This is a genomic window from Acidobacteriota bacterium (genome assembly GCA_016712445.1).
In the GTDB taxonomy this organism is placed as follows: Bacteria; Pseudomonadota; Alphaproteobacteria; order Caulobacterales; family Hyphomonadaceae; genus Hyphomonas.
Genome location: JADJRB010000001.1, coordinates 224,454 through 245,673, shown reverse-complemented (window position 1 = coordinate 245,673; position 21,220 = coordinate 224,454). Strand labels below are relative to the sequence as shown.

General features: G+C 65.4%; 20 protein-coding genes and 1 riboswitch. Of the genes, 16 read left to right on the top strand and 4 right to left on the bottom strand.

Annotated features, from left to right (window positions below; translation table 11 throughout):
* Positions 1-164: 164 nt before the first annotated feature.
* The gene (gene ispH, locus IPK75_01195) at positions 165-1,124 is read right to left on the bottom strand and encodes a 4-hydroxy-3-methylbut-2-enyl diphosphate reductase (GenBank protein ID MBK8196954.1); all 960 of its coding nucleotides are present in this window, start codon (positions 1,122-1,124) and stop codon (positions 165-167) included.
* Positions 1,125-1,356: 232 nt separating this feature from the next.
* Here ispH and IPK75_01190 point away from each other — a divergent pair, with 232 nt between their 5' ends.
* Both IPK75_01190 and argS read left to right on the top strand, forming a co-directional pair.
* Positions 1,357-1,803, top strand: coding sequence for a hypothetical protein (locus tag IPK75_01190; GenBank protein MBK8196953.1), 447 nt, complete (start codon positions 1,357-1,359; stop codon positions 1,801-1,803).
* Between the two features lie 3 nt (positions 1,804-1,806).
* Complete coding sequence (gene argS / locus IPK75_01185; GenBank protein MBK8196952.1) at positions 1,807-3,579, top strand: arginine--tRNA ligase; 1,773 nt, start codon at positions 1,807-1,809, stop codon at positions 3,577-3,579.
* 141 nt (positions 3,580-3,720) lie between these two features.
* On the opposite strand, the gene IPK75_01180 is transcribed toward argS, so the two are convergent.
* Entirely contained in the window at positions 3,721-5,052 is a 1,332-nt protein-coding gene (locus IPK75_01180; GenBank protein ID MBK8196951.1) for a hypothetical protein, read from the bottom strand.
* Positions 5,053-5,215: 163 nt separating this feature from the next.
* Positions 5,216-5,986: a class I SAM-dependent methyltransferase gene (locus tag IPK75_01175; GenBank protein ID MBK8196950.1), complete on the bottom strand. Its 771-nt coding sequence runs from the start codon at positions 5,984-5,986 to the stop codon at positions 5,216-5,218.
* Between the two features lie 241 nt (positions 5,987-6,227).
* On the opposite strand from IPK75_01175, the gene IPK75_01170 reads away from it, so the two are divergent.
* The 10 genes from IPK75_01170 (at position 6,228) to gcvPB (ending at position 15,343) form a co-directional block, all read left to right on the top strand.
* A complete protein-coding gene (locus IPK75_01170) occupies positions 6,228-6,611 on the top strand; it encodes a VOC family protein (protein MBK8196949.1) in 384 nt (127 codons plus the stop codon).
* An 87-nt stretch (positions 6,612-6,698) separates the two neighbouring features.
* Entirely contained in the window at positions 6,699-7,712 is a 1,014-nt protein-coding gene (locus tag IPK75_01165; protein MBK8196948.1) for a hypothetical protein, read from the top strand.
* The gene (locus IPK75_01160; GenBank protein ID MBK8196947.1) at positions 7,712-8,737 is read left to right on the top strand and encodes an endonuclease/exonuclease/phosphatase family protein; all 1,026 of its coding nucleotides are present in this window, start codon (positions 7,712-7,714) and stop codon (positions 8,735-8,737) included. The genes IPK75_01165 and IPK75_01160 overlap by 1 nt, the downstream gene beginning before the upstream one ends.
* Before the next feature lie 49 nt (positions 8,738-8,786).
* Positions 8,787-9,332, top strand: a complete 546-nt coding sequence (locus tag IPK75_01155) for a sigma-70 family RNA polymerase sigma factor (protein ID MBK8196946.1) — start codon at positions 8,787-8,789, stop codon at positions 9,330-9,332.
* On the top strand, positions 9,329-9,694 hold the full coding sequence (locus IPK75_01150) for a hypothetical protein (protein MBK8196945.1): 366 nt from the start codon (positions 9,329-9,331) through the stop codon (positions 9,692-9,694). The genes IPK75_01155 and IPK75_01150 overlap by 4 nt, the downstream gene beginning before the upstream one ends.
* Before the next feature lie 97 nt (positions 9,695-9,791).
* Positions 9,792-10,568: an isocitrate lyase/phosphoenolpyruvate mutase family protein gene (locus tag IPK75_01145; GenBank protein MBK8196944.1), complete on the top strand. Its 777-nt coding sequence runs from the start codon at positions 9,792-9,794 to the stop codon at positions 10,566-10,568.
* A gap of 52 nt (positions 10,569-10,620) precedes the next feature.
* Positions 10,621-10,712: riboswitch (glycine riboswitch) on the top strand.
* Between the two features lie 144 nt (positions 10,713-10,856).
* Positions 10,857-12,014, top strand: a complete 1,158-nt coding sequence (gcvT, locus tag IPK75_01140; protein ID MBK8196943.1) for a glycine cleavage system aminomethyltransferase GcvT — start codon at positions 10,857-10,859, stop codon at positions 12,012-12,014.
* Between the two features lie 9 nt (positions 12,015-12,023).
* Positions 12,024-12,413 carry a glycine cleavage system protein GcvH gene (gene gcvH / locus IPK75_01135; GenBank protein ID MBK8196942.1) on the top strand — a complete coding sequence of 130 codons (390 nt, stop codon included), beginning with the start codon at positions 12,024-12,026 and terminating at the stop codon, positions 12,411-12,413.
* A 15-nt stretch (positions 12,414-12,428) separates the two neighbouring features.
* Positions 12,429-13,772, top strand: coding sequence for an aminomethyl-transferring glycine dehydrogenase subunit GcvPA (gene gcvPA / locus IPK75_01130; protein ID MBK8196941.1), 1,344 nt, complete (start codon positions 12,429-12,431; stop codon positions 13,770-13,772).
* Positions 13,772-15,343, top strand: coding sequence for an aminomethyl-transferring glycine dehydrogenase subunit GcvPB (gcvPB, locus tag IPK75_01125; GenBank protein ID MBK8196940.1), 1,572 nt, complete (start codon positions 13,772-13,774; stop codon positions 15,341-15,343). The genes gcvPA and gcvPB overlap by 1 nt, the downstream gene beginning before the upstream one ends.
* 6 nt (positions 15,344-15,349) lie before the next feature.
* Here gcvPB and IPK75_01120 read toward each other — a convergent pair whose 3' ends face one another.
* Positions 15,350-16,702 (bottom strand): acyltransferase, encoded by a 1,353-nt coding sequence (locus tag IPK75_01120; GenBank protein MBK8196939.1) that lies wholly within the window; start codon positions 16,700-16,702, stop codon positions 15,350-15,352.
* Positions 16,703-16,840: 138 nt separating this feature from the next.
* Here IPK75_01120 and IPK75_01115 point away from each other — a divergent pair, with 138 nt between their 5' ends.
* From IPK75_01115 to IPK75_01100, 4 genes are all read left to right on the top strand, one after another.
* A complete protein-coding gene (locus IPK75_01115; protein MBK8196938.1) occupies positions 16,841-17,188 on the top strand; it encodes a hypothetical protein in 348 nt (115 codons plus the stop codon).
* Between the two features lie 39 nt (positions 17,189-17,227).
* Positions 17,228-18,457, top strand: a complete 1,230-nt coding sequence (locus IPK75_01110) for a GNAT family N-acetyltransferase (protein MBK8196937.1) — start codon at positions 17,228-17,230, stop codon at positions 18,455-18,457.
* 70 nt (positions 18,458-18,527) lie between these two features.
* On the top strand, positions 18,528-19,931 hold the full coding sequence (locus tag IPK75_01105; protein ID MBK8196936.1) for an amidohydrolase: 1,404 nt from the start codon (positions 18,528-18,530) through the stop codon (positions 19,929-19,931).
* Entirely contained in the window at positions 19,928-21,193 is a 1,266-nt protein-coding gene (locus tag IPK75_01100) for an amidohydrolase family protein (protein ID MBK8196935.1), read from the top strand. Before IPK75_01105 ends, IPK75_01100 begins: the two co-directional genes overlap by 4 nt.
* Positions 21,194-21,220 lie beyond the last annotated feature (27 nt).

Below are 21,220 nucleotides of genomic sequence, written 5' to 3'. Positions count from 1 at the left end.
TCCTTTGGTGCAGGCCGATTCAATCGTAAGCAGCCGAAACGGTTCAGCGCAACTCCTCTCTGCCAAAGAAAAGTGAAATTGTGCGCGGACGCCGGACGACGTTGGGTAAGTCGCGGCGAAGCGCCTTGCCCGGGGGGCGACAGCCTCACGCGGGTCAATGCTCATCACCCCGCCAAAACCCTCGGCAGTTTGAACGTCACGGTTTCGTCCGCCGTCTTCACCGTCTCCACCGTCACGTCGAAGCGTTCCCGGCAGGCGTCCACGACGCCTTGCACCAGGTCTTCGGGGGCGCTGGCGCCGGCGGTGAGGCCGATTGTGGTGACGCCTTCGAACCAGGTCCAGTCGATGTCGTCGACGGAGGCGATGAGGCGGGCGTCGGCGGCGCCGGCGCGCAGGGCGACTTCGACGAGGCGGACGGAGTTTGAACTCGTCCGTGCACCGATGACCAGCACGAGGCCGGCGCCGGGGGCGAGGACCTTGACGGCTTCCTGGCGGTTGGTGGTGGCGTAGCAGATGTCTTCCTTGTGGGGCGTCGAAATGCCGGGGAAGCGCGCCTGCAGGGCGGCGACGATCTCGGCGGTGTCGTCGACCGAGAGGGTGGTCTGGGTGAGGAAGGCGAGGTTGGCCGGGTTGCGCGGCTGGTAGGCGAGGGCGTCGTCCACGGTCTCGATCAGGGTGACGGTGCCTTCGGGCAGCTGGCCCATCGTGCCGAGGACTTCGGGGTGGCCGGCATGGCCGATGAGGATGATCTCGCGCTGATTCTGGAAGTGGCGCTCGGCCTCGATGTGGACCTTGGAGACGAGGGGGCAGGTGGCGTCGACATAGATCATGTTGCGGCGGGCGGCCTCGGCGGGCACGGATTTCGGCACGCCGTGGGCCGAGAAGATGACAGGGCGGTCATCCGGGCATTCGTCCAGCTCCTCCACGAAGACGGCGCCGAGGGCCTCCAGGCGTTCGACGACGTGGCGGTTGTGGACGATCTCGTGGCGCACATAGACGGGGGCGCCCCAGCGGGTGAGGGATTCCTCGACGATCTGGATGGCGCGGTCGACCCCGGCGCAGAAGCCGCGGGGGGCGGCCAGGCGCAGGGTGAGGGGGCGCTTCTGATGGTCTCTGGGGGTCATCGGGGGCTCAAATCTCCTGCGCCTCATGCGTTGCGTGTCGGCGCCAAGGCCTTTAACACGGGCAAGCTATCAGATGGCCACGCCTTTCATAAGGCCAAGACGGACACGCCGACGCATGCTGAAATTTGCCCCTGTTTTCCTCGCGCTGGTCCTGTCGGGCTGTGGCACGACCAAGGTTCTCGACCGGCTGGACACGACCAAGAACTCCGGCCCGTGCCCGGTGGTCGGGTCGGTGTTCGACATGGCGCGATATGTGGAATTCGACGGCAGCGGGCAGAAGCTGTACCCGAACATCGCCTATACGGGCGAGATTTCGGATGTGCGCCTGTTTTGCCGCTATACCGGCAGCACCCCGCTGGAGGCCGAGATCGAGGTGGATTTCGCCTTCGGCAAGGGCCCGATGGCGGACGCGAGCTCGCATGACTACCGGTATTTCGTGGCGGTGACGCGGCGCAATGGCAAGGTGCTGGCGAAGGAATACTTCACCACCGAGGCGGATTTCGGCCGCAAGACGGTGGCCAGCAAGACCGAGCTGGTGAACCGGATCAAGATCCCGCGCGCCGACGAATCGATCTCGGGCGTGAACTTCGAGATCGTGGTCGGCTTCGACCTGACCGAAGAGCAGCTGGCGTTCAACCGCGGCGGCAACCGCTTCCGCCTGGACGCAGCGTCGGAGTAATCCATGGCGAGCCTGGCAAAGGAGCTGACGGCCGCCGCCGGCGCCGCGTTCGAGGCTATGGGGCTGGAGGCGCGCTTCGGTGAGGTGCGCCGGAGCGACAAGCCGGAGCTGGCGGACTTCCAGTGCAACGGCGCGATGGCAGCGGCGAAGGCGGCTGGCCGGGTGCCGCGCGAGATTGCGGTGGAGATTGCCGGCGCGCTGAAGGCGCACGCGCTGGTGCTGTCGGCGGAAGTGGCCGGGCCGGGCTTCATCAACATCCGTGTGTCGGACGCGGCGCTGTCGGCGCGGGCCGAGGATGTGCGCGGCGATGCGATGGCGGGGGCGGAGAAGGCGGGTGACGCGCAGGTGACGGTGATCGACTTTGGCGGCGCCAACGTCGCGAAGCCGATGCATGTCGGCCACCTGCGCTCGGCGGTGATCGGCGACACGCTGCAGCGCATCTGCCGGTTTGCCGGCGATACGGTGATCTCGGACGTGCACCTCGGCGACTGGGGCCTGCAGATGGGCCACCTCGTCACCGAGCTTGAGGACGAGCAGCCGGGGCTGGTCTATTTCGACGCGGGCTATACCGGGCCGTATCCGAAGGAGCCGCCGGTCACGATCGAGGATCTCGGGCGGCTCTATCCGCAGGCGTCGAACAAGGCGAAGGCGGACGAGGCGCGCAACGAGCGCTCGCAGAAAGCGGTGGCGGAGATGCAGGCCGGGCGGGCCGGCTACCGCGCGCTGCTGCGCCACTTCATCGACGTGTCGATCGAGGCGCTTAAGATCGATTACGGGTTCCTGAATGTCTCGTTCGACCTCTGGAAGGGCGAGAGCGATGTCGACGGGCTGATCCCGGGGCTGGTCGAGCGCTACAAGGCGGCGGGGCTGGCGGAGGAAAGCGACGGGGCGTGGATCGTCCGTGTCGCGAAGGAAACGGACAAGAAGGAAATGCCGCCGGTGATGCTGGTCAACAGCCGCGGCGGCACCGGCTATCACACGACCGACCTCGCAACGATCCTTGACCGGATGGAAAACCTGAAGCCGGTGCCGGAGCGGATGCTGTACGTCGTCGACCAGCGCCAGGCGCTGCACTTCGAGCAGGTCTACCGCGCGGCCGGCATGCTGGGCCTGATCGCCGAGGACAGGCTGGAACATATCGGCTTCGGCACGGTGAACGGGCCGGACGGCAAGCCGTTCAAGACGCGCGAAGGCGGCGTGCTGCGGCTGGCGGACCTCAACGGCATGGCGCTGGAAGAAGCCGAGAAGAAGATCGAGGCGGCGGGCAAGCTGCCGGAGGATATGGGCGAGGCGGAGCGCGCGGCGGTCGCCAAGCAGGTCGCCGTGGCGGCGCTGCGCTTCTCGGACCTGATGAATACGCGGCTCACGAACTATGTGTTCGACCTTGACCGGTTCACAAGCTTCGAGGGCAAGACCGGGCCTTACCTGCTTTATGCGGCTGTACGGATCAAATCCGTGCTGCGGAAGGCGGCCGAGGCGGGGCACCTGCCGGGCAAGGTGGCGGTGACGGAAGACAGCGAGCGCGCGCTGGTGTTGCAGCTGGACGGGTTCGGCGCGGCGCTGCTCGGCGCGCGGGAGAAGCGGATGCCGCATATCCTGTGCGAACATCTCTACAGCCTCGCGCAGGCGTTCAGCGCCTTCTACGGCGCGCTGCCGATCGCGTCGGAAGCGGACGCCGCCAAGCGCGCAAGCCGCCTCGCCCTGGCCGACGCCGTCCGCCACCAGCTCGAGACGGGCCTCGACCTGCTCGGGATCACCGTGCCCGAGCGGATGTAGGGCGCTGCCGGCTGACGCGTTGTGTTGATTTATGGAAGGCGGCCATCTGGCCGTTTCTGACTCTAAGTCGCCGCCCAACCGCCAACTTGATTGTCCGGTTTGTTTCCGTTTGGAGCCATGAACGGAGGTGGTCAATTGAGCTTAGTTCACCCAGGTTCCAATCCTGAATAAGAGCGTTTCGCGTTCGTTTGGGCTGACGAGCCAAGTTTCATGGCTCCAATCCGATGTTTTGACTGTTTGCGCGACACATGCCCCAGAGTAATTGACTGACTTGAGGACGCACTCTCCTTTCGTCGGGGAGCCTGTCGCGTCTACTTCGCCTTCGAATTGACTCCCATCGGCGTAGTTCACAACGCCCGTTCCGCCATTCGATATTTCCGTCGGATAGGTGGCGCTGCCAGAATTGACTGCGATGCCTGTGGTTCTTTTGAATTCGAACTGCCCGTAGCCGCGAAACTGTCGGTTTTCGAATTTTCCCTTGGACCTTTCGAGAAAGGAGTCGCCTGTTACATACAATATTTCTCGAACCGATACGCCCTCTCCGTTCAGCATATTGTCAGCGAACATGCCGTCCTCAATCAGCTTTTCAGTGCGGCCATCCCGGCTGAATGTTATCTCTTCGCGCCGCCCGGTTCCGCCATACTCATCGGCGTACCAATCGCCTTCGTATGTAACGACAACCTTATCTAGAGAGTCGGACTCTCGATACTCGCTCGTTCTCTTTTCGACGCCGTGCCCTGTTCGCTGACCATCTTTCCAAGTCCCATCGAATTTTGAAGTTGTCACGACATTGGAATAGTATTGAACTTGGTGCCAATTGCCGTCGCCCTGAATGTAGCCATCAATGATAGTTCCGCGGAATCTGACTTCGCTTTTTAACGGTGTTCCATTCTCAGAGAGTGACCAGGTTACAATGCCTTCTCCGTTCGCTTTGCCATTGATACATGGGCCGGACCATGTAGCTTCGCCTACCGGGTCGGCTGATGCTCGCCACCAAAACTGACAACCGGTCGTTCGGTCCGTATACCAACTCCCTTGAAACCCGCGCCTTGCGTTCCACGAACCGGAAATGCGCGTGCCATCGGACCGAATGTAGATGCCATCTCCATCCTTAAAACCGTCGATCCAACGACCCTCATAGCCTTCACCCCGGGACTCCATATCGATCCCAAACCCGTGAGGTTCGCCGTCACGGAGGCCACCTTCATAGTAACCGCCACCGGAGTACTCGACGCGCACTATGCCCAAGGGAACACCTCGGTCATATTCACCAGTGATTGTGGCGATGTAACTGTCTTCAAAAGTGGCCGTTCCGTTTCCTTGGGCGAGACCATCGACGCATTTTCCAGCCCAAAGCGCAGGGCCTTCGTCGGTTGCGCATAGGGCTGCAGTTGCCTCGGGAGGTCCGCCCGTTGCTGAACAACCAGCCAATGTGAGGATCGCGGCGAATAGTGCGGAACTGAGTAGCTGCATCTCGGTTGGCGGCCTTGCTAATCGGAATTCTCACATGGGGCTGATCAGCAATTGTGTCCAGTAATGCGTCAGTCGCGAATGTCTCCGTTGACGCGAATCGCAGTCGTCCGATTGGCGAATTACCTGACCGCTTCCGGCGATTTCATGCCATCGCGGGTGCCCCTCAACCCGCTCTCGCCTCAAATGTCAGCATACGGCTTTCCGGGCCGGGCGGGGCGCCGGGGCGGTAGTCGGCGTGGACGGCGTCTACGGTGAAGCCGGCGGCTTCGAGGGCGAGGGTCAGTTCGAGGACGCCCCAGATTCGTTGGACCATCGGATCTATCTCGGTGGTGAGGAGGCGGTTGTCGCGCCAGCGTTCGTAGCGGTAGGTGCGCTCGATTGTCTGGGCGGTCCAGTCGACGCGGGTGACGATGCCTTCGAGGGTCAGCAGGTCACCGTTCTCAGCTGTCCAGCGGCGCCGGTCGTCGGCGCGGTTTGCTAGATAGGAAAGCGGCATCACGTCGAGGAGGAAGAGGCCGCCCGGCGCCAGGTGCCGCCGGATGCGGTCCAGCACGCTGCGTGCCTCGGCGGCGCTTGCCATGAGCGTGAAGGAGCCGGCCGGCAGGATCGCCGCCGCAAAACGCCGTCCGTACTCGAACGAATCGAATCCGGCTTGTGACAGATCGGGCGAGAAGCCGCGGGCGGCGCAGCTTGCGGCGCAGCGGGCGAGCATGTCCGCGCTGAGATCAAAGCCGGTGACGGTGTGGCCGGCTTCGAGCAGCGGGATCATCATGCGGCCGGACCCGCAGGCGGGCTCCAGGATTTCGCCGTCGATGCCGGAGAGGCGCTGGAGATAGAAGGCGGTGTCGCGCAGTTTGCCGGGCGGTTTGTCGAAGTCGTAGATTTCGCTCGCGATGGCGCCGTAGCGGTTGGTGGTCGTGTTTGCGGGGGTCATGAAAGGCCTGTTTGGCGGGGTGCGCCTTGGCGCATGGGCATGAATTGTTCTGGACAATCGGGATCCGTGCCGCGCGCGGACGCTGCGGGTCGCCTGCCGTCGAAGATCGCGGCCCCGGAGGCGGTGCTAGCCCTTCATGGTGACGCGAGCTTAGCGCAGCCGGTGCTTGACGCAAGGCGAACTCTGGCGGCGCAGAGCTTTCGGGCCTAGCGTGGCGGCTGGGCTGAAATCGGGTGCGGGGATGTCGGGCAGGCTCGCGTATGCGACGGTGGGGTCGAACCAGCTTGTGGCGGCGCGGGTCTTCTATGACGCGCTGCTGAAGGTCGCCGGCATCGTGCCGATGTTCGATCATCCCTCCGGCGGGCGCATCTATGGGCGGGACGGCGAGTTCTGTTTCAGCGTTCTGGGGCCGTATGACGGCGGGCCGGCGACACCTGGCAACGGGGCGATGGTGTCGTTCCGGTTCGAGGCGCCGGGCGAGGTGGACGCGTTCCATGCGAAGGCGCTGGCGCTCGGCGGGCGCGACGAGGGCGCGCCGGGCTACCGGGGCGGATCGCCTTACTACATGAGCTATTTCCGCGATCTCGACGGCAACAAGATCTGCGGGTTCTACATCCGCGCCTGACAATTCGGGGCGCGAGGTTGCATCGGCGCGGCGGCGCGTGCCAGACTGCCGGGCGGACGAAACCTTGAGCGCTGCGGGGACGGACTGTTGATACTTCTTTTTGCCTGGTTGCTGGCCGTCGTTTCGGTTGTGCTGGCTTACATCATTGCCGGACCGGTGTGGGTGCGGCGGCATTCCCTGAAGTTCCGCGTCGGCAAGTCGGTGCGGCGCACGAGCGGCGCGTATGGCGAGATTGCGCTGGTGACGTTCGGGGCGCTGATGGTCTGGATGCTCGACAGTGCGAGCCGTGATGTGACGCTGGGCGGGATCATTTCGGCGCGTCCGCTCGCGACCACGGGGGCGATGGTCGCGGTCGGGCTGATCGTTTACGTGCACGGCATCCGTACGGCGTTCGCGGCAGAACCGGACGAGCGTGTGCCGCTGTTCTTCACTTACCTCGTGTACGGAGTATTCAGCCTGATCTTCTTTGCCGGCGGCGCGGCGCTGGTCGCGCTGCTGGTGCAGCAGACGATGACCGATGCGGCGAGCCTCAAGGCGCTGGCGCAGGGCGCGATTGCCAGCATTCCGGGACCGGACGTTTCTGACGGGAATGTGCTGATGCGGGGGCTGGAGCTTTCCTATCTCGATATCCAGTTCATGCTGTCGCAGGCCGAACAGAGCATGACGCCGGTGTTCGTGTTCATGGCAGGCATCTTCTCGATCAACCTTGCGGTGCGCCTGACGCCGCTGCGCAGCCTGTTCATCAACAATGCCGTGCTGCTGACGATGGTGTCGACGCTGATCGGGCTTGCGGCGGTGCTGGTCATCGGGACGTGGACTTATGTCGGCAGCTATGCCTCCGTGATCAGCGACTATGTCGACGCGCTGGAGGGCCTGCGCGGGCAGATGGGCGGGGTGAAGCCGGAATTCGTCTCGCGCTATTCGCAGATCACGATCGAGATGATGCAGCAGAAGTCGCTGCTGAACTTCATCACGCGGGTGTCGAGCGAATGGGGCGGGATTGCCGCCGTGCTCGGTTTGGCGCAATGGATTGCGCAGCAATTCAATCGTCCCGAAGCCGAGGAAAGCTCGGCGCACGGGTCGCCCGCAGGAGCGCACTGATGCGCGTGTTCGCCTTTCCCGCCGCGCTGGCCCTGCTGGCCGTGGTGTATCTCTTACTCGCCGGGTGCATGACGTTGACCGACAAGTCCATTCCTGTTTCGCGCAAGGCCCCCGCCGGCCAGCTGGCCGCTGCTGAAGAGCCGCTGAAGGTGATGACCTGGAACGTCGGCTATGCCGGGCTGGGGGAAGAATCCGACTTCAAGGCCGACGGCGGCGAGATGTTGCGCCCGCCCGGCAAGGATGTGGTGCGCAAGAACCTTGCGGGCATCCAGGACGTGCTGCGCGCAGAGCAGCCGGATGTGGTGCTGATGCAGGAACTGGCGGGGCCGGGCTTCCTGACGCGGGGCGTGAACGTGGTCGGCGGCGTCAAGGCGGCGCTGAAGGATTATTCGATGGTGTTCTCGTCGGACATCCGCACGCGCCTGCTGCCGGGTCCGCTGTCGCTGAAGCACGGGCTGGGCACGTTCGCGCGCGTCGCGAATGGCGGCACCGAGATCGTGCGGATCGCGGAGGAGCCGGGGCCGATCATGGGGTTCATCCGCCGGCGCTATCATGTGCAGGTGACCGAGCTTGAAGTGTCCGGCCGGCCCTGGGCGCTGATCAACGTGCACCTGTCGGCCTTCGACGAGGGCGCCAATACGCGCATGGTGCAGCTGCGCGAGGTGCTGGACCTTGCGAAAGGCTACTATGCCGAGGGCAAGGCCGTGGTGGTGGGCGGCGACTGGAACATGCGGCTGGCGCCGACGGATTTCGCCTATACCGCCAGCGACGAGGCGCAGTTCTGGCTGCATGACTTTCCGAAGGAAGAACTCGATGCCGGCTGGCGGACAGTCATCGATCCGGCGGTGCCGAGCGTGCGCACCAACGAGCAGCCGTACAAGGCGGGCGTGAACTACACGACGAACATTGACGGCCTGGTTGTGTCGCCGAACGTGCAGGTGGAGTCGGCGCGGGGCATTGATCTCGGGTTCCGGTTCACGGACCACCAGCCGGTGGTGCTGACCTTGCGCCGCACCGGCGATTGAACCTTTCCGGCCCGGCGCGCGACTATACCTTTGAAAGGCAGGTCGCGGCATGGCGTTCAGCAATCCCGACAGGGTGTATGACGAACTGCTGGTCACGCTGGTGCGCGGCGGGGACGAGCGGGCGGCCGAGCGCCTGGCGGCGCGGTGGCAGCCGCGCCTGATGCGGGCGGCCCGGCGGATGCTGGGCGACGGCGAGGAGGCGCGCGAGGCGGTGCAGGAGGCCTGGGGCGGTATCTGCCGGGGCTGGCTGCGCCTGTCGGACCCTGCGATGTTTCCCGCCTGGGCCTATGGCATCCTCAGCCGCAAATGCGCCGACCGCATCCGCCGCGCAGGCAGCGATCGCCGGCGTTTCGTGGCGGCCGATAGCGCGCCCGAGCCTGCCGGCGCCGACCGTGCGCCGCTGCGCCATGCCCTGCTTGAAGCGCTCGGCAAGCTGAGCGCCGAGCACCGGATCGCCGCCATCCTGTATTTCAGCGAGGGGCTGACCCTTGCAGAAACCGCCGTCGCCACGGGCGTTCCCGTGGGCACGGCCAAATCGCGCATATTCCATGCGCGCCAACACCTGAAGGACCTTCTGGAAGGAGACCTGACATGACCAACTTTGAATCCCGGCTGAAAGACAGCCTGACCGCCGAGGACGAAGCTTTCCTGCGCAATCTGGAAGAGGGCGAGAGCCTGTTCGGCCAGCTTGGCTCAACCTTTTCCGGGCCGATGAAGCTGTGGACCGGCTTTGCCTTCGTGCTTTCGTTCGCCTTTTTCGGCATTGCTGTCTGGGCAGGCTTCCAGATGTACGCGGCGACTGAGCCACGCCTGATGGTCGTCTGGCTCGCGGTTTTCATGTTCGCGATGCTCGCCGTATCGATGCTGAAGATCTGGTTCTGGATGCGCATGAACCACCTGGCGGTGCTGCGCGAGCTGAAGCGGATCGAGCTGCGGCTGGCGCGCGGGGCGGTTTGAGGCGAACGCGATTGCACGTCCGCCGCGCGCAAGAATCGGGTCGCGGCCGACCGGCAGGTGCGTTAGCTCAAAGGGATGCACATTGAAGGAGCGTCACATGCCCAGCCAGACGGAAAAACTTGTCTTGTTCAGCCGGCTTCACCGCGGTGAGCGCCCGCTGGTGCTCGTCAATATCTGGGATGCCGGGTCGGCCCGCACGGTCGCAGCGGCGGGCGGTGCGGCGCTCGCGACCGGCAGCGCGTCTGTCGGCGGCGCGCTCGGCTACGGCGACAAGGAAGCGGTGCCGCTGGAGGTCGTGCTTGCCCATTCCGCGCAGATTGCGGCCTCGGTGGACCTGCCCTTGTCGGTGGATTTCGAGGCGGGGTACGCTGGGAGCGAGACGGTGCTGTCGGAGAATGTGCGCCGGCTGGCGGCGACCGGCGCGGTGGGTATGAACCTCGAGGACGGATATCCGGCGAAGGACGGCGAGGGCATACGTCCTGTTGAGCAAGCCGCAGCGCGCCTTCGCGCAGCGCGGGCGGCGGCGGACAGTGTGTTGCCGGGTTTCTGGATCAATGCGCGCACCGACATCTGCCTGCAGGCGAAGCCGGAGACGCATGCGTCCGTGATTGCCGATGTGATCGCCCGCGGGGCCGCCTATGCCGAAGCCGGGGCGAGCAGCTTCTTCGTGCCGGGTCTCAAGGATATGAGCCTGATCCGGCAGGTCTGCGCGGCTTCGCCGCTGCCGGTGAACGTGATGCTGGGGCCGGACGCGTCGGGCTTCGGTGCGCTTGCCGAGGCAGGCGTTCGCCGGATCAGCTATGGCCCGCATCCGTGGCGGGCCGCGATGGCAACGCTCACATCTTATGCACAGCGCGCGGCCGAGCCCGGCTGAGCAGGCGGCGCCCTTGCCGCGCCGCAGAATCCGGGCTAGCTGACCGCCAAGGTATCTTCTTCCGGGAGAGAGCGGCATTCGGTGGCCGCCGCCGAAGGCGCAACCGCCCCGGAATCGCTCAGGCAAAAGGGCCGGAAGAAGATCAACACGCTGGAAAGAGGCGCTTCGGGCGCTTCGCCGAAGGAGCAAGCCGGGCGTATTCCGGCGGAATCTCTCAGGCGCCAAGGACAGCGGGGGCGACGGGCTTGCGGCGAGAGCCGAGGACCGTCTGCTTTCCAGGATGGCGCCATGGCAGACACCCCCGCAGAAAACCTGAAGCGCACCGCGCTCTACGACCTGCATGTCGAATATGGCGGCAAGCTTGTGGAATTCGCCGGCTATGAAATGCCTGTGCAATTCCCGACGGGCGTGAAGGACGAGCACCTCTGGACGCGCAGCGAGGCGGGTCTGTTCGACGTGAGCCACATGGGGCCGTGTTTCCTGACGCTGGCCTCCGGCGTGCGCAGCGATCCTGCCGCGCATGAGGAGATCGCGGCGCTGGTCGAGACGCTGGTGCCGTCGGACATTCGCAATCTGAAGCCCGGCCAGGCGCGCCTCACCGTGCTGCTGAATGACAAGGGCGGCATCCTCGACGACCTGATCATCACGCGCCCGTTCGAGGCCGACCGGCAGGGCGAACTCTATATTGTCGTCAACGGCGCGATGAAGGAACAGGACTGGGGCATCTTTGAGCGCGCTTTCGCCGGAAAGGCCGTGCTGACGCGCGCCGATGACGGCGTGCTGTTCGCGCTGCAGGGTCCGAAGGCGGAGAAGGTGCTGGCTGCGCATTTCCCGGAATGCGGCGCGCTGAAATTCATGGAGAGCCGGCGTCTCGAACTCTATGGCGAGCCGTGCACCGTGTCGCGCTGCGGTTATACCGGCGAGGATGGCTTTGAAGTGCTGGCGGGCGCGAAGGCCGGCGCCGAACTTGTGCGCGTGCTGCTGGACGATCCGTGCGTGCGCCCGATCGGGCTTGGCGCGCGGGATTCGCTGCGACTGGAAGCAGGCCTCTGCCTCTACGGGCATGACCTGTCCCCGGAGATTTCGCCGGTCGAGGCGGACCTCAGCTGGGTGATCCAGAAGCGCCGGCGCGAGGCGGCGGACTTTCCGGGTGCGGAGCGTATCCTCGCCGAGATCCGCGACAAGCCGGCCCGCCGCCGCGTCGGGATCCGTCCGCTGGAGCGGGCGCCGGCGCGCGAGGGCACGGAAGTTTTCTACGGCGACAATATCATCGGCACGGTCACGTCCGGCGGCTTCGGCCCGAGCGTCGATCACCCGGTGGCGATGGGCTATATCGATGCGGCGCATGCGGCGCCCGGCACGAAGATCGACCTGATGGTGCGCGGCAAGGCACGCCCGGCCGAGATTGCAGACCTTCCCTTCATTCCGAACAGATACAAGCGATAGGAGCGCTCCATGACGCGTTATACCCAGCCCACAACCTTCTATACCAAGGACCATGAATGGGTGACGGTGCATAACGACCTCGCGACGGTCGGCATCACGCACTATGCCGAGAACGCGCTTGGCGACATCGTGTTCGTCGAACTGCCGGACGTCGGCAAGGAATTCAAGCAGGGCGACGACATGGCCGTTGTCGAGAGCGTGAAGGCTGCCTCCGATGTTTACGCCCCGATCAGCGGCAAGGTGATCGAGGTGAACGCCGTGCTGAACGAGAAGCCGGAAACGGTGAACGAATCGCCGCGCGAGAGCGGCTGGTTCTGCGTGCTCGAGATCAAGGACGGCGCCCAGATCGCCGGCCTGATGGACGAGGACGCCTACGACGCCTTCTGCAAGACCCTCTGATCCACCGGGACCGACATGCGCTACCTTCCCCTGACTGACGACGACCGCAAATCCATGCTGGCAACCATCGGCGCGAAGTCCGCCGATGATTTCTACACGGATGTTCCGAAAAGCGCCCGCCTGAAGGGCAAGGTGCCGGGCCTGCCGGACCATCAGGGGGAGCTGGCGGTCGAGCGGCACATGATGAAGCTGGCGGCGAAGAATCGCTCGGCCTCGTCAGGTCCGTTCTTTGTCGGCGCAGGGGCCTACAAGCACCATGTGCCGGCCTCGGTCGACATGATCATCCAGCGCTCGGAATTCCTGACGACCTATACGCCGTACCAGCCGGAAATCGCGCAGGGCACGTTGCAGACATTGTTCGAGTTCCAGACGCAGGTGGCGGCGCTGACCGCGATGGATGTCGCCAACGCCTCGATGTATGACGGCTCGACCGCGTGCGCAGAGGCCGCCGTGATGGCGGCGCGCGTGACGCGCCGCAGGAAGGTGATCCTGTCGGGCGGGCTGCATCCTCACTATGCGGCGGCGACGCGCCTGCTGTGCGAGGCGCAGGGGCTGACGGTTGTGCAGCTGCCGGTGGCGATCGATGGCGAGGGCGCGCTCGCGGATGCGGCCGATGGCGAGACGGCCTGCGTGATCGGCCAGAGCCCGAACGTGTTTGGTACGGTCACGGACCTTTCCGGTGTGGCTGCGGCCGCGCACGACAAGGGCGCGCTGCTGGTGTCGGTGTTCACGGAAGCCGTCAGCCTTGGCCTCGTCATGCCGCCCGGCGAGATGGGCGCGGACATTGCGGCGGGCGAAGGCCAGTCGATCGGCAACGGGCTGAATTTCGGCGGGCCGTATGTCGGCCTCTTCGCGTGCAAGGACAAGCTGGTGCGCCAAATGCCGGGACGGCTGTGCGGCGAGACGGTCGATGCGGCGGGCAACCGCGGTTTCGTGCTGACGCTGTCGACGCGCGAGCAGCACATCCGCCGCGACAAGGCGACCTCGAACATCTGTACGAACTCCGGCCTCTGCGCGCTGGCCTTCACGGCGCACATGACGTTGCTGGGCGGCAAGGGGCTGAAGCAGCTGGCGGAGCTGAACCATGAAGCGGCTATCGAGCTTGCCGATACGCTGGGCAAGGTGAAAGGCGTCGAGGTGCTGACGCCGCGCTTCTTCAACGAGTTTGCGATCCGTACACCGATGGACGCCGAAGCCGTGCTGGCGATGCTGGATGAGCGCGGTGTGGTCGGCGGCGTGCGCGCCAGCCGCCTGTTCCCGGACGGTCACATGGGCGACGTCATCCTGTGCGCCGCCACCGAATGCACGACGGCGGACGATATCGCGGCCTATGCCGCGGCCCTGAAGGAGATCATCTGATGAGCATGAACACGCAAGGCCGCCCGACGGCGCCGTCTTCGGTTTCCACGCCGGTGATCGACACCATCTCCGGTTCGCGCGGACTGCTGCAGGCCGAAGACCTGCTGTTCGAGATCGGGACGCCTGAGACGACCGGCGTTGATCTGCCGAAGCCGAAGGGCCTGAAGAACCGGCTTGGCGGCGTGGCGCGCAAGGCGGACACGGGTCTCGCGGGACTTTCGGAGCCGCAGGCGGTGCGCCACTATATGCGTCTCTCGCAGCGCAACTATGCCATCGACCTTGGCCTGTTCCCGCTGGGCAGCTGCACGATGAAGCACAACCCGCGCCTCAACGAGAAGATGGCGCGCCTGCCGGGTTTCGGCGACATCCATCCGCTTCAGCCACAGGCAACGGTGCAGGGCGCGCTGGAACTGATCGACGAGCTGGCGACATGGCTCAAGACGCTGACCAACATGCCGGCGGTCGCAATGAGCCCGAAAGCCGGCGCCCATGGCGAGCTGTGCGGCCTGCTGGCCATCCGCCAGGCGCTGATCGCGCGCGGCGAGGGCAATATGCGCAAGCGCATGCTGGTGCCTGAGTCCGCACACGGAACAAACCCGGCGACAGCGGCCCAGTGCGGGTTCACCGTCGACGAGATCAAGGCCAACAAGCGCGGCCGGGTCGATATGGACGACCTCAAGGCGAAGCTGCAGGACAGCGCCGATATCGCCGGCATCATGCTGACCAACCCGAACACCTGCGGGTTGTTCGAGACCGACATCAAGGAGATCGCCGACCTGATCCACAAGGCGGGCGGCTATTTCTATTGCGACGGCGCGAACTTCAACGCCATCGTCGGGCGGGTGCGTCCGGGTGATCTCGGCGTCGATGCGATGCACATCAACCTGCACAAGACCTTCTCGACCCCGCATGGCGGCGGCGGGCCGGGTTCCGGCCCGACCGTGTTCTCCGATGCGCTGGCGCCTTTCGCGCCGGTGCCGTTCGTCGTCAAGGAAGACGACGGGCTTTACCGCCTTGTCGAGCATGTCGACGGCGCCGCAAAAGACAGCTTCGGCCGGATGGTCGCGTTCCATGGCCAGATGGGCATGTTCGTCCGGGCACTGACCTATATGCTGAGTCACGGCGCGGACGGCCTGAAACAGGTCGCCGAGGATGCGGTGCTGAATGCGAACTATATCCAGGCACGCCTGAAGCATGTGATGACGCCGGCCTTTGACGGCTTCTGCATGCATGAAGCGCTGTTCTCGGACGCGTTCACGGCCGACGGCATCGAGACGATCGACATCGCCAAGGCGCTGATCGATGAGGGCTACCATCCGATGACGATGTATTTCCCGCTCGTGGTGCACGGTGCGATGCTGATCGAGCCGACCGAGACCGAATCCAAAGCAGAACTCGACCGCTTCTGCGACGCGCTGGAGTCTATCGCGCGCCGGGCCGCGCAGGGCGATGAGACGCTTAAAGGTGCGCCGTATCTCGCCCCGGCAAAACGCCTCGACGAGACGCGCGCGGCGCGTAAGCCGGTTCTGAAGTGGACGGCGCCGTCGCCGGAGAAGATCGCCGCCGAGTAGGCGGGGTCAGCGGCTGAGGGGGAACAGTTTCTGCCGCAGCCAGCCGAAGACGAACACGGCGGGACGCTCGACCAGCATGTAGCCGAGCCATCCGGCGGCGATGGCGGCGAGCGTGCCGCCGGCGAGGAAGAGGATGTTGTCGGCAATACCGGGCGCGCCGAGGCGCAGGAGCGGCGCCCAGCTGCTGTCTTCCGGCGTGCGCGCCATCAGGCGCTGCAGGATGCCGAGGGCGAAGAGGTGGAACAGGTAGATCGAGTAGGACCAGTCGCCCGTGCGGGCGATCGCGCCGAAGAGCGCACGCCACAGCGGCGCCATGGCATGCAGCCATCCCGGGCGCGACTGGCCGAGCAACCACCCCGTCCAAAGCACGGCCAACATGGCGACGGCGCCGACGAGGACGCCGAGGATGACGGCGCCGCGCTTGCCGGCCGGTGGTGACTGCGGGACGAGGCCGAATTGCTGGACGACCGCCACCATCACGGCGGCGCCCACGAAGGCCGGCACCAGCCAGGCCAGCCGGCCGGCCGCATCGAGGCCGGCCACGCCGTAGAGCAGCAGCGCGCAGGGCAGGCCGATTTCGAGCACGCGGCCCCATTGCAATGTGTAAGCTGTTGGGTCCGGCTGGAGGCCGAGCGCGGCGAGCAGCCAGAGCGTGGCAACCAGCGTGACCACGCCGGCCCGCCAGATGAAGCCGGACGTCACCATGATGCCGACACCGGCGCCGAAGATGAATTCCATCGTCATCGGATGCACGGCCAGCGTCACCAGGTTGTGCGCGATCGGCGCCGGCATCCCGGCGAGCGAGGCGCCGGTGATGGCGATGCCCCAGACCAGCAGCGCGTAGGGCATGAAGCGTTGCGGCAGCAACAGGATCAAGGCGAACACGACATAGAAGTAGACTTCGTGGATCAGCGTCCACCCGATCAGCAGCACAGGGTAGTCGGCCTGCGGCACCAGAAGGAAGGATTTGAGGATGTACTGGAACTCGGGCGCACTGGCCTTGATCGCCGAACCGCTGGAATCGATCAGGGCGACGCCGCCGGTCAGCACCATGTAAAGCAGGCCAAGCGCGGCGGCGGCCCACCAGACCGGATAAATCCGGGTCACGCGGGCGAACATGAAGTCGGCGCTGGCCAGCGGCCCGCTGGCGCCATTGCGGGTGACCCAGACCATGATGAAGCCGGAGATCACGAAGAACAGGTCGACCCCGGCAAAGCCGCTGGCGAACAGGCCGCCGATGAGGCCGGGTTCAGCGCTGCCGACCCGGGCGAGGCCTGCAAGTTCAAGCGCGCGGGCGTGGTAGACGACCACCAGCAGGGCCGCGATTCCACGCAGAGCCTGAATGGCCTGAAGCTTCATTCCCAGCTTTTCCGGCTCTGAAAGTTACGCGACATAAATCCTCGCTGGTGTAGCAATGGCGCAACGGTGTTGCCAGACTTTCGACACATCTTGTCCGTTAGGCTGGTGGAACACAAAAGAGCGCCCATATCACCCGCCATGCCCGACGATCAGAGACCCTTGCCGCCCGAACCCGCCTTCGCCCCGCCCATGCCGATCCACGTCTTTCGCCAAGGCGTGAATGTGGCTGTGCGCCAGGCGCTGGCCCTGGTGGGTCTAGGGCTGATCATCCTGGCCGTGCCGGTGGCCTTTGCAACGCCTTTCATTCCGGTCGGCCTGCCGATGGGGATTGTGGGCGTTGTCCTGCTCGGCCGCAACGCCGTCTGGGGCCGTCGCTGGATGGAGGGAGTGCTCGCACGCCATCCGCGCGTCGAGCGCATGGCCCCGAACTGGCTGATGAAAAGCGTGTTCGGCCGCGAGAAGCGTGTCTTTGCAGACCAGGCCTGACCGCCAGGGTTAACCACGCAAGCCCTGCGCAGACCCAGCATGGCATTGACCCTGCATGCCCTGTTCCGAGGACAGACGCGCGAGGCAGCCATGTCGCACACGGCATCAGAATTTGCGAGCTTCGAAGCCCGGGTGGTGGCGCCCCACGCCTTGACCCCGTCTGATGAGGCGGCCTGGAACGCGCTGCGCGCGGCGCATCCCGACTATGATACGCCGTTGCTGTCACCGGCCTTCGCGAAAACGGTGGGCGCCGGCCGCACCGACGCGCGCGTTGCGCTGCTTTCGGACACCGCCGGGCTTGTGGCGGTGCTGGCCTTCCATCAACGCCCCGACGGTCTTGGCCGGCCGCTTGGCGCGCCGTTTTGCGATTATGCCGGGCCGGTCGTGCGCCGCGACTGTGCGCTGAGCCTTTCGCAGATCATCGCGCTGGCAGGCCTCGGGGGCTACCGCACCCAGGCGATGCTCGATCCATGGAACAGGTTTGAAGGCGAACGCACCGGGGGCACAAGCTCGCGACTCGTTCGTCTTGAGAACTCGCCGGCTGATTACCTCGAGGCGCGCCGGGCTGAATATCCGAAGCGGTTCAAGAATTTCCGCCGGCTTGAAAGCCTGATGCGCCGCGAAGGCCATGCGCCGGTGCTGAAGTGGGGCCACCTCGACGCGGCGCTGCGCGATCAGCTGTATGCGTACAAGTCTGTGCAGTACCGCGCGAGCGGCCTCGTCGATCTCACGACGGCGGCGCGGGCGCGGGCAGTGCTGGACAGCGTCGAGCAAAGCCCGGCGGGATTTCAGGCCAGCCTCTGGACTGGCGATACGCTGGTAAGCGCCGACTTCGGATTTCGCGAAGGGGCCGCCTTTCATCCGTGGATCGCCGCCTACAATCCCGACTTCGCGGCCTATTCACCCGGAAACATCTTCCAGAAACAGGTGATCGAAAATCTCGCGGCCATGGGACTTTCGAGCTACGATCTCGCCGAAGGGCATGATCACTACAAGAAGTATTTCACCAATTCCGGCCGCACGCTTTACAGCGTCGACATCACCGCGAGCGGCGCGCGGGGCTGGTGGCTGACGGCGCAGCGCAAGGCCTGGGACGCCGCCGGCGCGCGCCGCGAAGGTTCGCCTGCTAGCCGCCTGAAACGGCGCAGCGATCACGGCGCGGCCTGTTATGCCCGCACCCACGAAAAGCTCGCAGACCTGGTGACGGCGCTGCACAAGCGCGGTGTTTCCGCCACACCGGTTTCAGGACACGCCGCCGACGCAGACTGATCGCGGCGCGCCCCTTGCCATTCCCGCAAAACGCCGCACACATGCGAGTTTGAAAACTTGCGGGGCTGAAATGCAAATCCGAATTCTGTGCCTGGCCGCCCTGGCCAGCCTGGCGCTCGTGGCGTGTGAAGCGCCGGGCAGCCGCGACAGCAAAAAGGCTGATGCCGAGCCGGCCGCCGAAGCCTTCCCGTCGACTTACAAGGCGTATCCGTCGGAAACATTGTTCATCACCAACGCGACCGTGCTCGATGGCGCGGGCGGGCTGATCGAGAATGGCTCGGTGCTGATTGAAGGCGGCAAGATCACGGCAGTCGGCACCGACCTGAAAGCGCCGGAAGGCGCCGCGACGCTGAATGCCAGCGGCAAGTGGGTTACGCCGGGCATCATCGACAATCACAGCCACCTCGGGGCCTATCCCTCGCCGGGCGTTGATTCGCAGGCGGACGGAAACGAGATCTCTGCGCCGGTCACGGCGGAAGTCTGGGTCGAGCATTCGGTCTGGCCGCAGGATCCGGGCTTCACGCGCGCTCTGGCGGGCGGCATCACCTCGCTGCAGATCCTGCCGGGCAGTGCGAACCTGTTCGGTGGGCGCGGCGTGACGCTCAAGAACGTACCCTCGCGCACGGTGCAGGGCATGAAGTTTCCCGGCGCGCCCTACACGCTGAAGATGGCGTGCGGCGAGAACCCGAAGCGCGTCTATGGCTATGGCAAGGGTTCACCCGGCGGCGCGCCTTACTCGCGAATGGGCAACGTTGCGGGCTATCGCGATGCCTGGATCAAGGCGACCGACTACAAGAAGCAGCGCGACAAGGCGCGCAACGGTGGCGGCGAACCGCCGAAGCGCGACCTTGAGCTGGAAACGCTGGCCGGTGTGCTGGATGGCGACATCCTCGTCCACATGCACTGCTACCGCGCCGACGAGATGGCCCAGATCATGGATATCTCGAAGGAGTTCGGCTACAAGGTCACCGCCTTCCACCATGCCGTCGAGAGCTACAAGATCGCCGACAAGCTGGCGGAGTACGGTGCGTGTTCGTCGATGTGGGCGGATTGGTACGGCTTCAAGATGGAGGCCTATGACGGCATCCCGGAGAACATACCGCTGGTCCACAATGCCGGCGCCTGCGCGATCGTCCACTCGGACAGCGAAGTGGGCATCCAGCGCCTGAACCAGGAGGCCGCAAAGGCCTGGGCGGACGGCAAGCGCATCGGCATCGACATTCCGATCGAGGAGGCGTGGCAATGGCTATCGTTGAACCCGGCGCGGTCGCTCGGCATCGACGACAAGACGGGCAGCCTCGAGCCCGGCAAGATGGCCGATGTGGTGGTCTGGTCCGCTAATCCGTTCAGCACGTATGCGAAAGCCGAAAAGGTCTACATCGACGGCGCGCTGATGTTCGACCGCGATGTGCCGGCGAGCCGCCCGGTGATGGATTTCGAACTTGGCCAGCCCGGAGAAGGAGACCGTAAATGATCCGCCGCCTGCTTCTCAGCCTTGCCGCGCTCGCTGCGTCCCACACCGCCGCCGCCGAACCGGTAGCGATTTATGGCGACACCGTCTGGACCGGCACCAGCCAGGGCACGATCACCAACGGTGTCGTCGTCATCAACAATGGCCGCATCGTTTCGGTTGGGCCCGCCGGCGCAGGTGTGCCGGCCGGCGCCACGGAAGTGCGCGCCAAATGGGTGACGCCCGGCCTGATCTCGGCCTTCTCGCGCACCGGCCTTGCCGAAGTCAGCGGCGTGGACGATGCGAACGATACCGGCGCCCCGAAGTCCGAATTCTCGGCCGCACTGAATGCGGCGGATGGGTTCAATCCGGATGACACGGCGATTGCCGTCTCCCGCGTCGGCGGCTTCACCCGGCTCGCCGTGGCGCCCTCGGCACGCACGAAGCTGTTCGGCGGACAGGGATTCCTCGCCGACACGACGGGCGAGGAAGACAGCGCATTCCGTCCGCGGGCGTTCGCCTACATCGTGCTCGGCGAAACGGGGGCGTCGCTGTCGGGCGGGTCGCGGCCTGCGGCCTGGGCCACCTTGCGCGGCGCGTTCGATGACGTGCGCATGTTCGGCGCGCGTTACATGAGCCACAATGAGGGCAACGTGCTGACCCGGATGGACGCGCAGGCGCTTATGCCGGCGGTGAAGGGCGAGCAGCTGATCGTGTTCCAGGCGAGCCGGGCGAGCGACCTCAACGCAATCATGGATTTCAAGGAGCAGAACCCGTCGCTGAAGATTGCGATTGTCGGCGCGGATGAAGGCTGGCGGGTGGCCGACCGCCTTGCCGCGCTCGACATTCCGGTGATCGTCGATGCGTTCTCGAACCTGCCGGCGACGTTCTCGCAGCTGGCCGCGACCAGCGAGAACGCAAAGCGACTGTCGGAAGCCGGCGTGACGGTGGCGATCGTGAACCTCGACAATGACAGCCATCTTGCGCGCCTTGCGACCCAGATCGCGGGCAATGCCGTCGCCAACGGCATGTCGTTCGATGCCGCGATGGAAAGCCTGACGACGGCGCCGGCCGAGATTTTTGGCATGACGGGGCTCGGCGTTCTGGCGCCCGGCGCGCGGGCCGATGTCGTGGCCTGGGACGGCGATCCGCTGGAAGTGGCTTCGGCGCCGAGCGCGGTTTTCATCGACGGCGAGACGCAGTCGATGGTGACCCGCCAGACCAAGCTGCGCGACCGTTACCGCACGCTGGACGAGAGCCAGAAGCCGTTCGCCTACAGGCACTGACCGGACTTCGCGCAGGAGGCGTATCCG

What these genes read in the sequence shown, in the direction of transcription:
- ispH (MBK8196954.1), bottom strand. Translation starts at nt 1,124, where the DNA reads ATGACCCCCAGAGACCATCAGAAGCGCCCCCTCACCCTGCGCCTGGCC.
- argS (MBK8196952.1), top strand. Translation starts at nt 1,807, where the DNA reads ATGGCGAGCCTGGCAAAGGAGCTGACGGCCGCCGCCGGCGCCGCGTTC.
- IPK75_01180 (MBK8196951.1), bottom strand. Translation starts at nt 5,052, where the DNA reads ATGCAGCTACTCAGTTCCGCACTATTCGCCGCGATCCTCACATTGGCT.
- IPK75_01175 (MBK8196950.1), bottom strand. Translation starts at nt 5,986, where the DNA reads ATGACCCCCGCAAACACGACCACCAACCGCTACGGCGCCATCGCGAGC.
- IPK75_01170 (MBK8196949.1), top strand. Translation starts at nt 6,228, where the DNA reads ATGTCGGGCAGGCTCGCGTATGCGACGGTGGGGTCGAACCAGCTTGTG.
- IPK75_01160 (MBK8196947.1), top strand. Translation starts at nt 7,712, where the DNA reads ATGCGCGTGTTCGCCTTTCCCGCCGCGCTGGCCCTGCTGGCCGTGGTG.
- IPK75_01155 (MBK8196946.1), top strand. Translation starts at nt 8,787, where the DNA reads ATGGCGTTCAGCAATCCCGACAGGGTGTATGACGAACTGCTGGTCACG.
- IPK75_01150 (MBK8196945.1), top strand. Translation starts at nt 9,329, where the DNA reads ATGACCAACTTTGAATCCCGGCTGAAAGACAGCCTGACCGCCGAGGAC.
- IPK75_01145 (MBK8196944.1), top strand. Translation starts at nt 9,792, where the DNA reads ATGCCCAGCCAGACGGAAAAACTTGTCTTGTTCAGCCGGCTTCACCGC.
- gcvT (MBK8196943.1), top strand. Translation starts at nt 10,857, where the DNA reads ATGGCAGACACCCCCGCAGAAAACCTGAAGCGCACCGCGCTCTACGAC.
- gcvH (MBK8196942.1), top strand. Translation starts at nt 12,024, where the DNA reads ATGACGCGTTATACCCAGCCCACAACCTTCTATACCAAGGACCATGAA.
- gcvPA (MBK8196941.1), top strand. Translation starts at nt 12,429, where the DNA reads ATGCGCTACCTTCCCCTGACTGACGACGACCGCAAATCCATGCTGGCA.
- gcvPB (MBK8196940.1), top strand. Translation starts at nt 13,772, where the DNA reads ATGAGCATGAACACGCAAGGCCGCCCGACGGCGCCGTCTTCGGTTTCC.
- IPK75_01120 (MBK8196939.1), bottom strand. Translation starts at nt 16,702, where the DNA reads ATGAAGCTTCAGGCCATTCAGGCTCTGCGTGGAATCGCGGCCCTGCTG.
- IPK75_01115 (MBK8196938.1), top strand. Translation starts at nt 16,841, where the DNA reads ATGCCCGACGATCAGAGACCCTTGCCGCCCGAACCCGCCTTCGCCCCG.
- IPK75_01110 (MBK8196937.1), top strand. Translation starts at nt 17,228, where the DNA reads ATGGCATTGACCCTGCATGCCCTGTTCCGAGGACAGACGCGCGAGGCA.
- IPK75_01105 (MBK8196936.1), top strand. Translation starts at nt 18,528, where the DNA reads ATGCAAATCCGAATTCTGTGCCTGGCCGCCCTGGCCAGCCTGGCGCTC.
- IPK75_01100 (MBK8196935.1), top strand. Translation starts at nt 19,928, where the DNA reads ATGATCCGCCGCCTGCTTCTCAGCCTTGCCGCGCTCGCTGCGTCCCAC.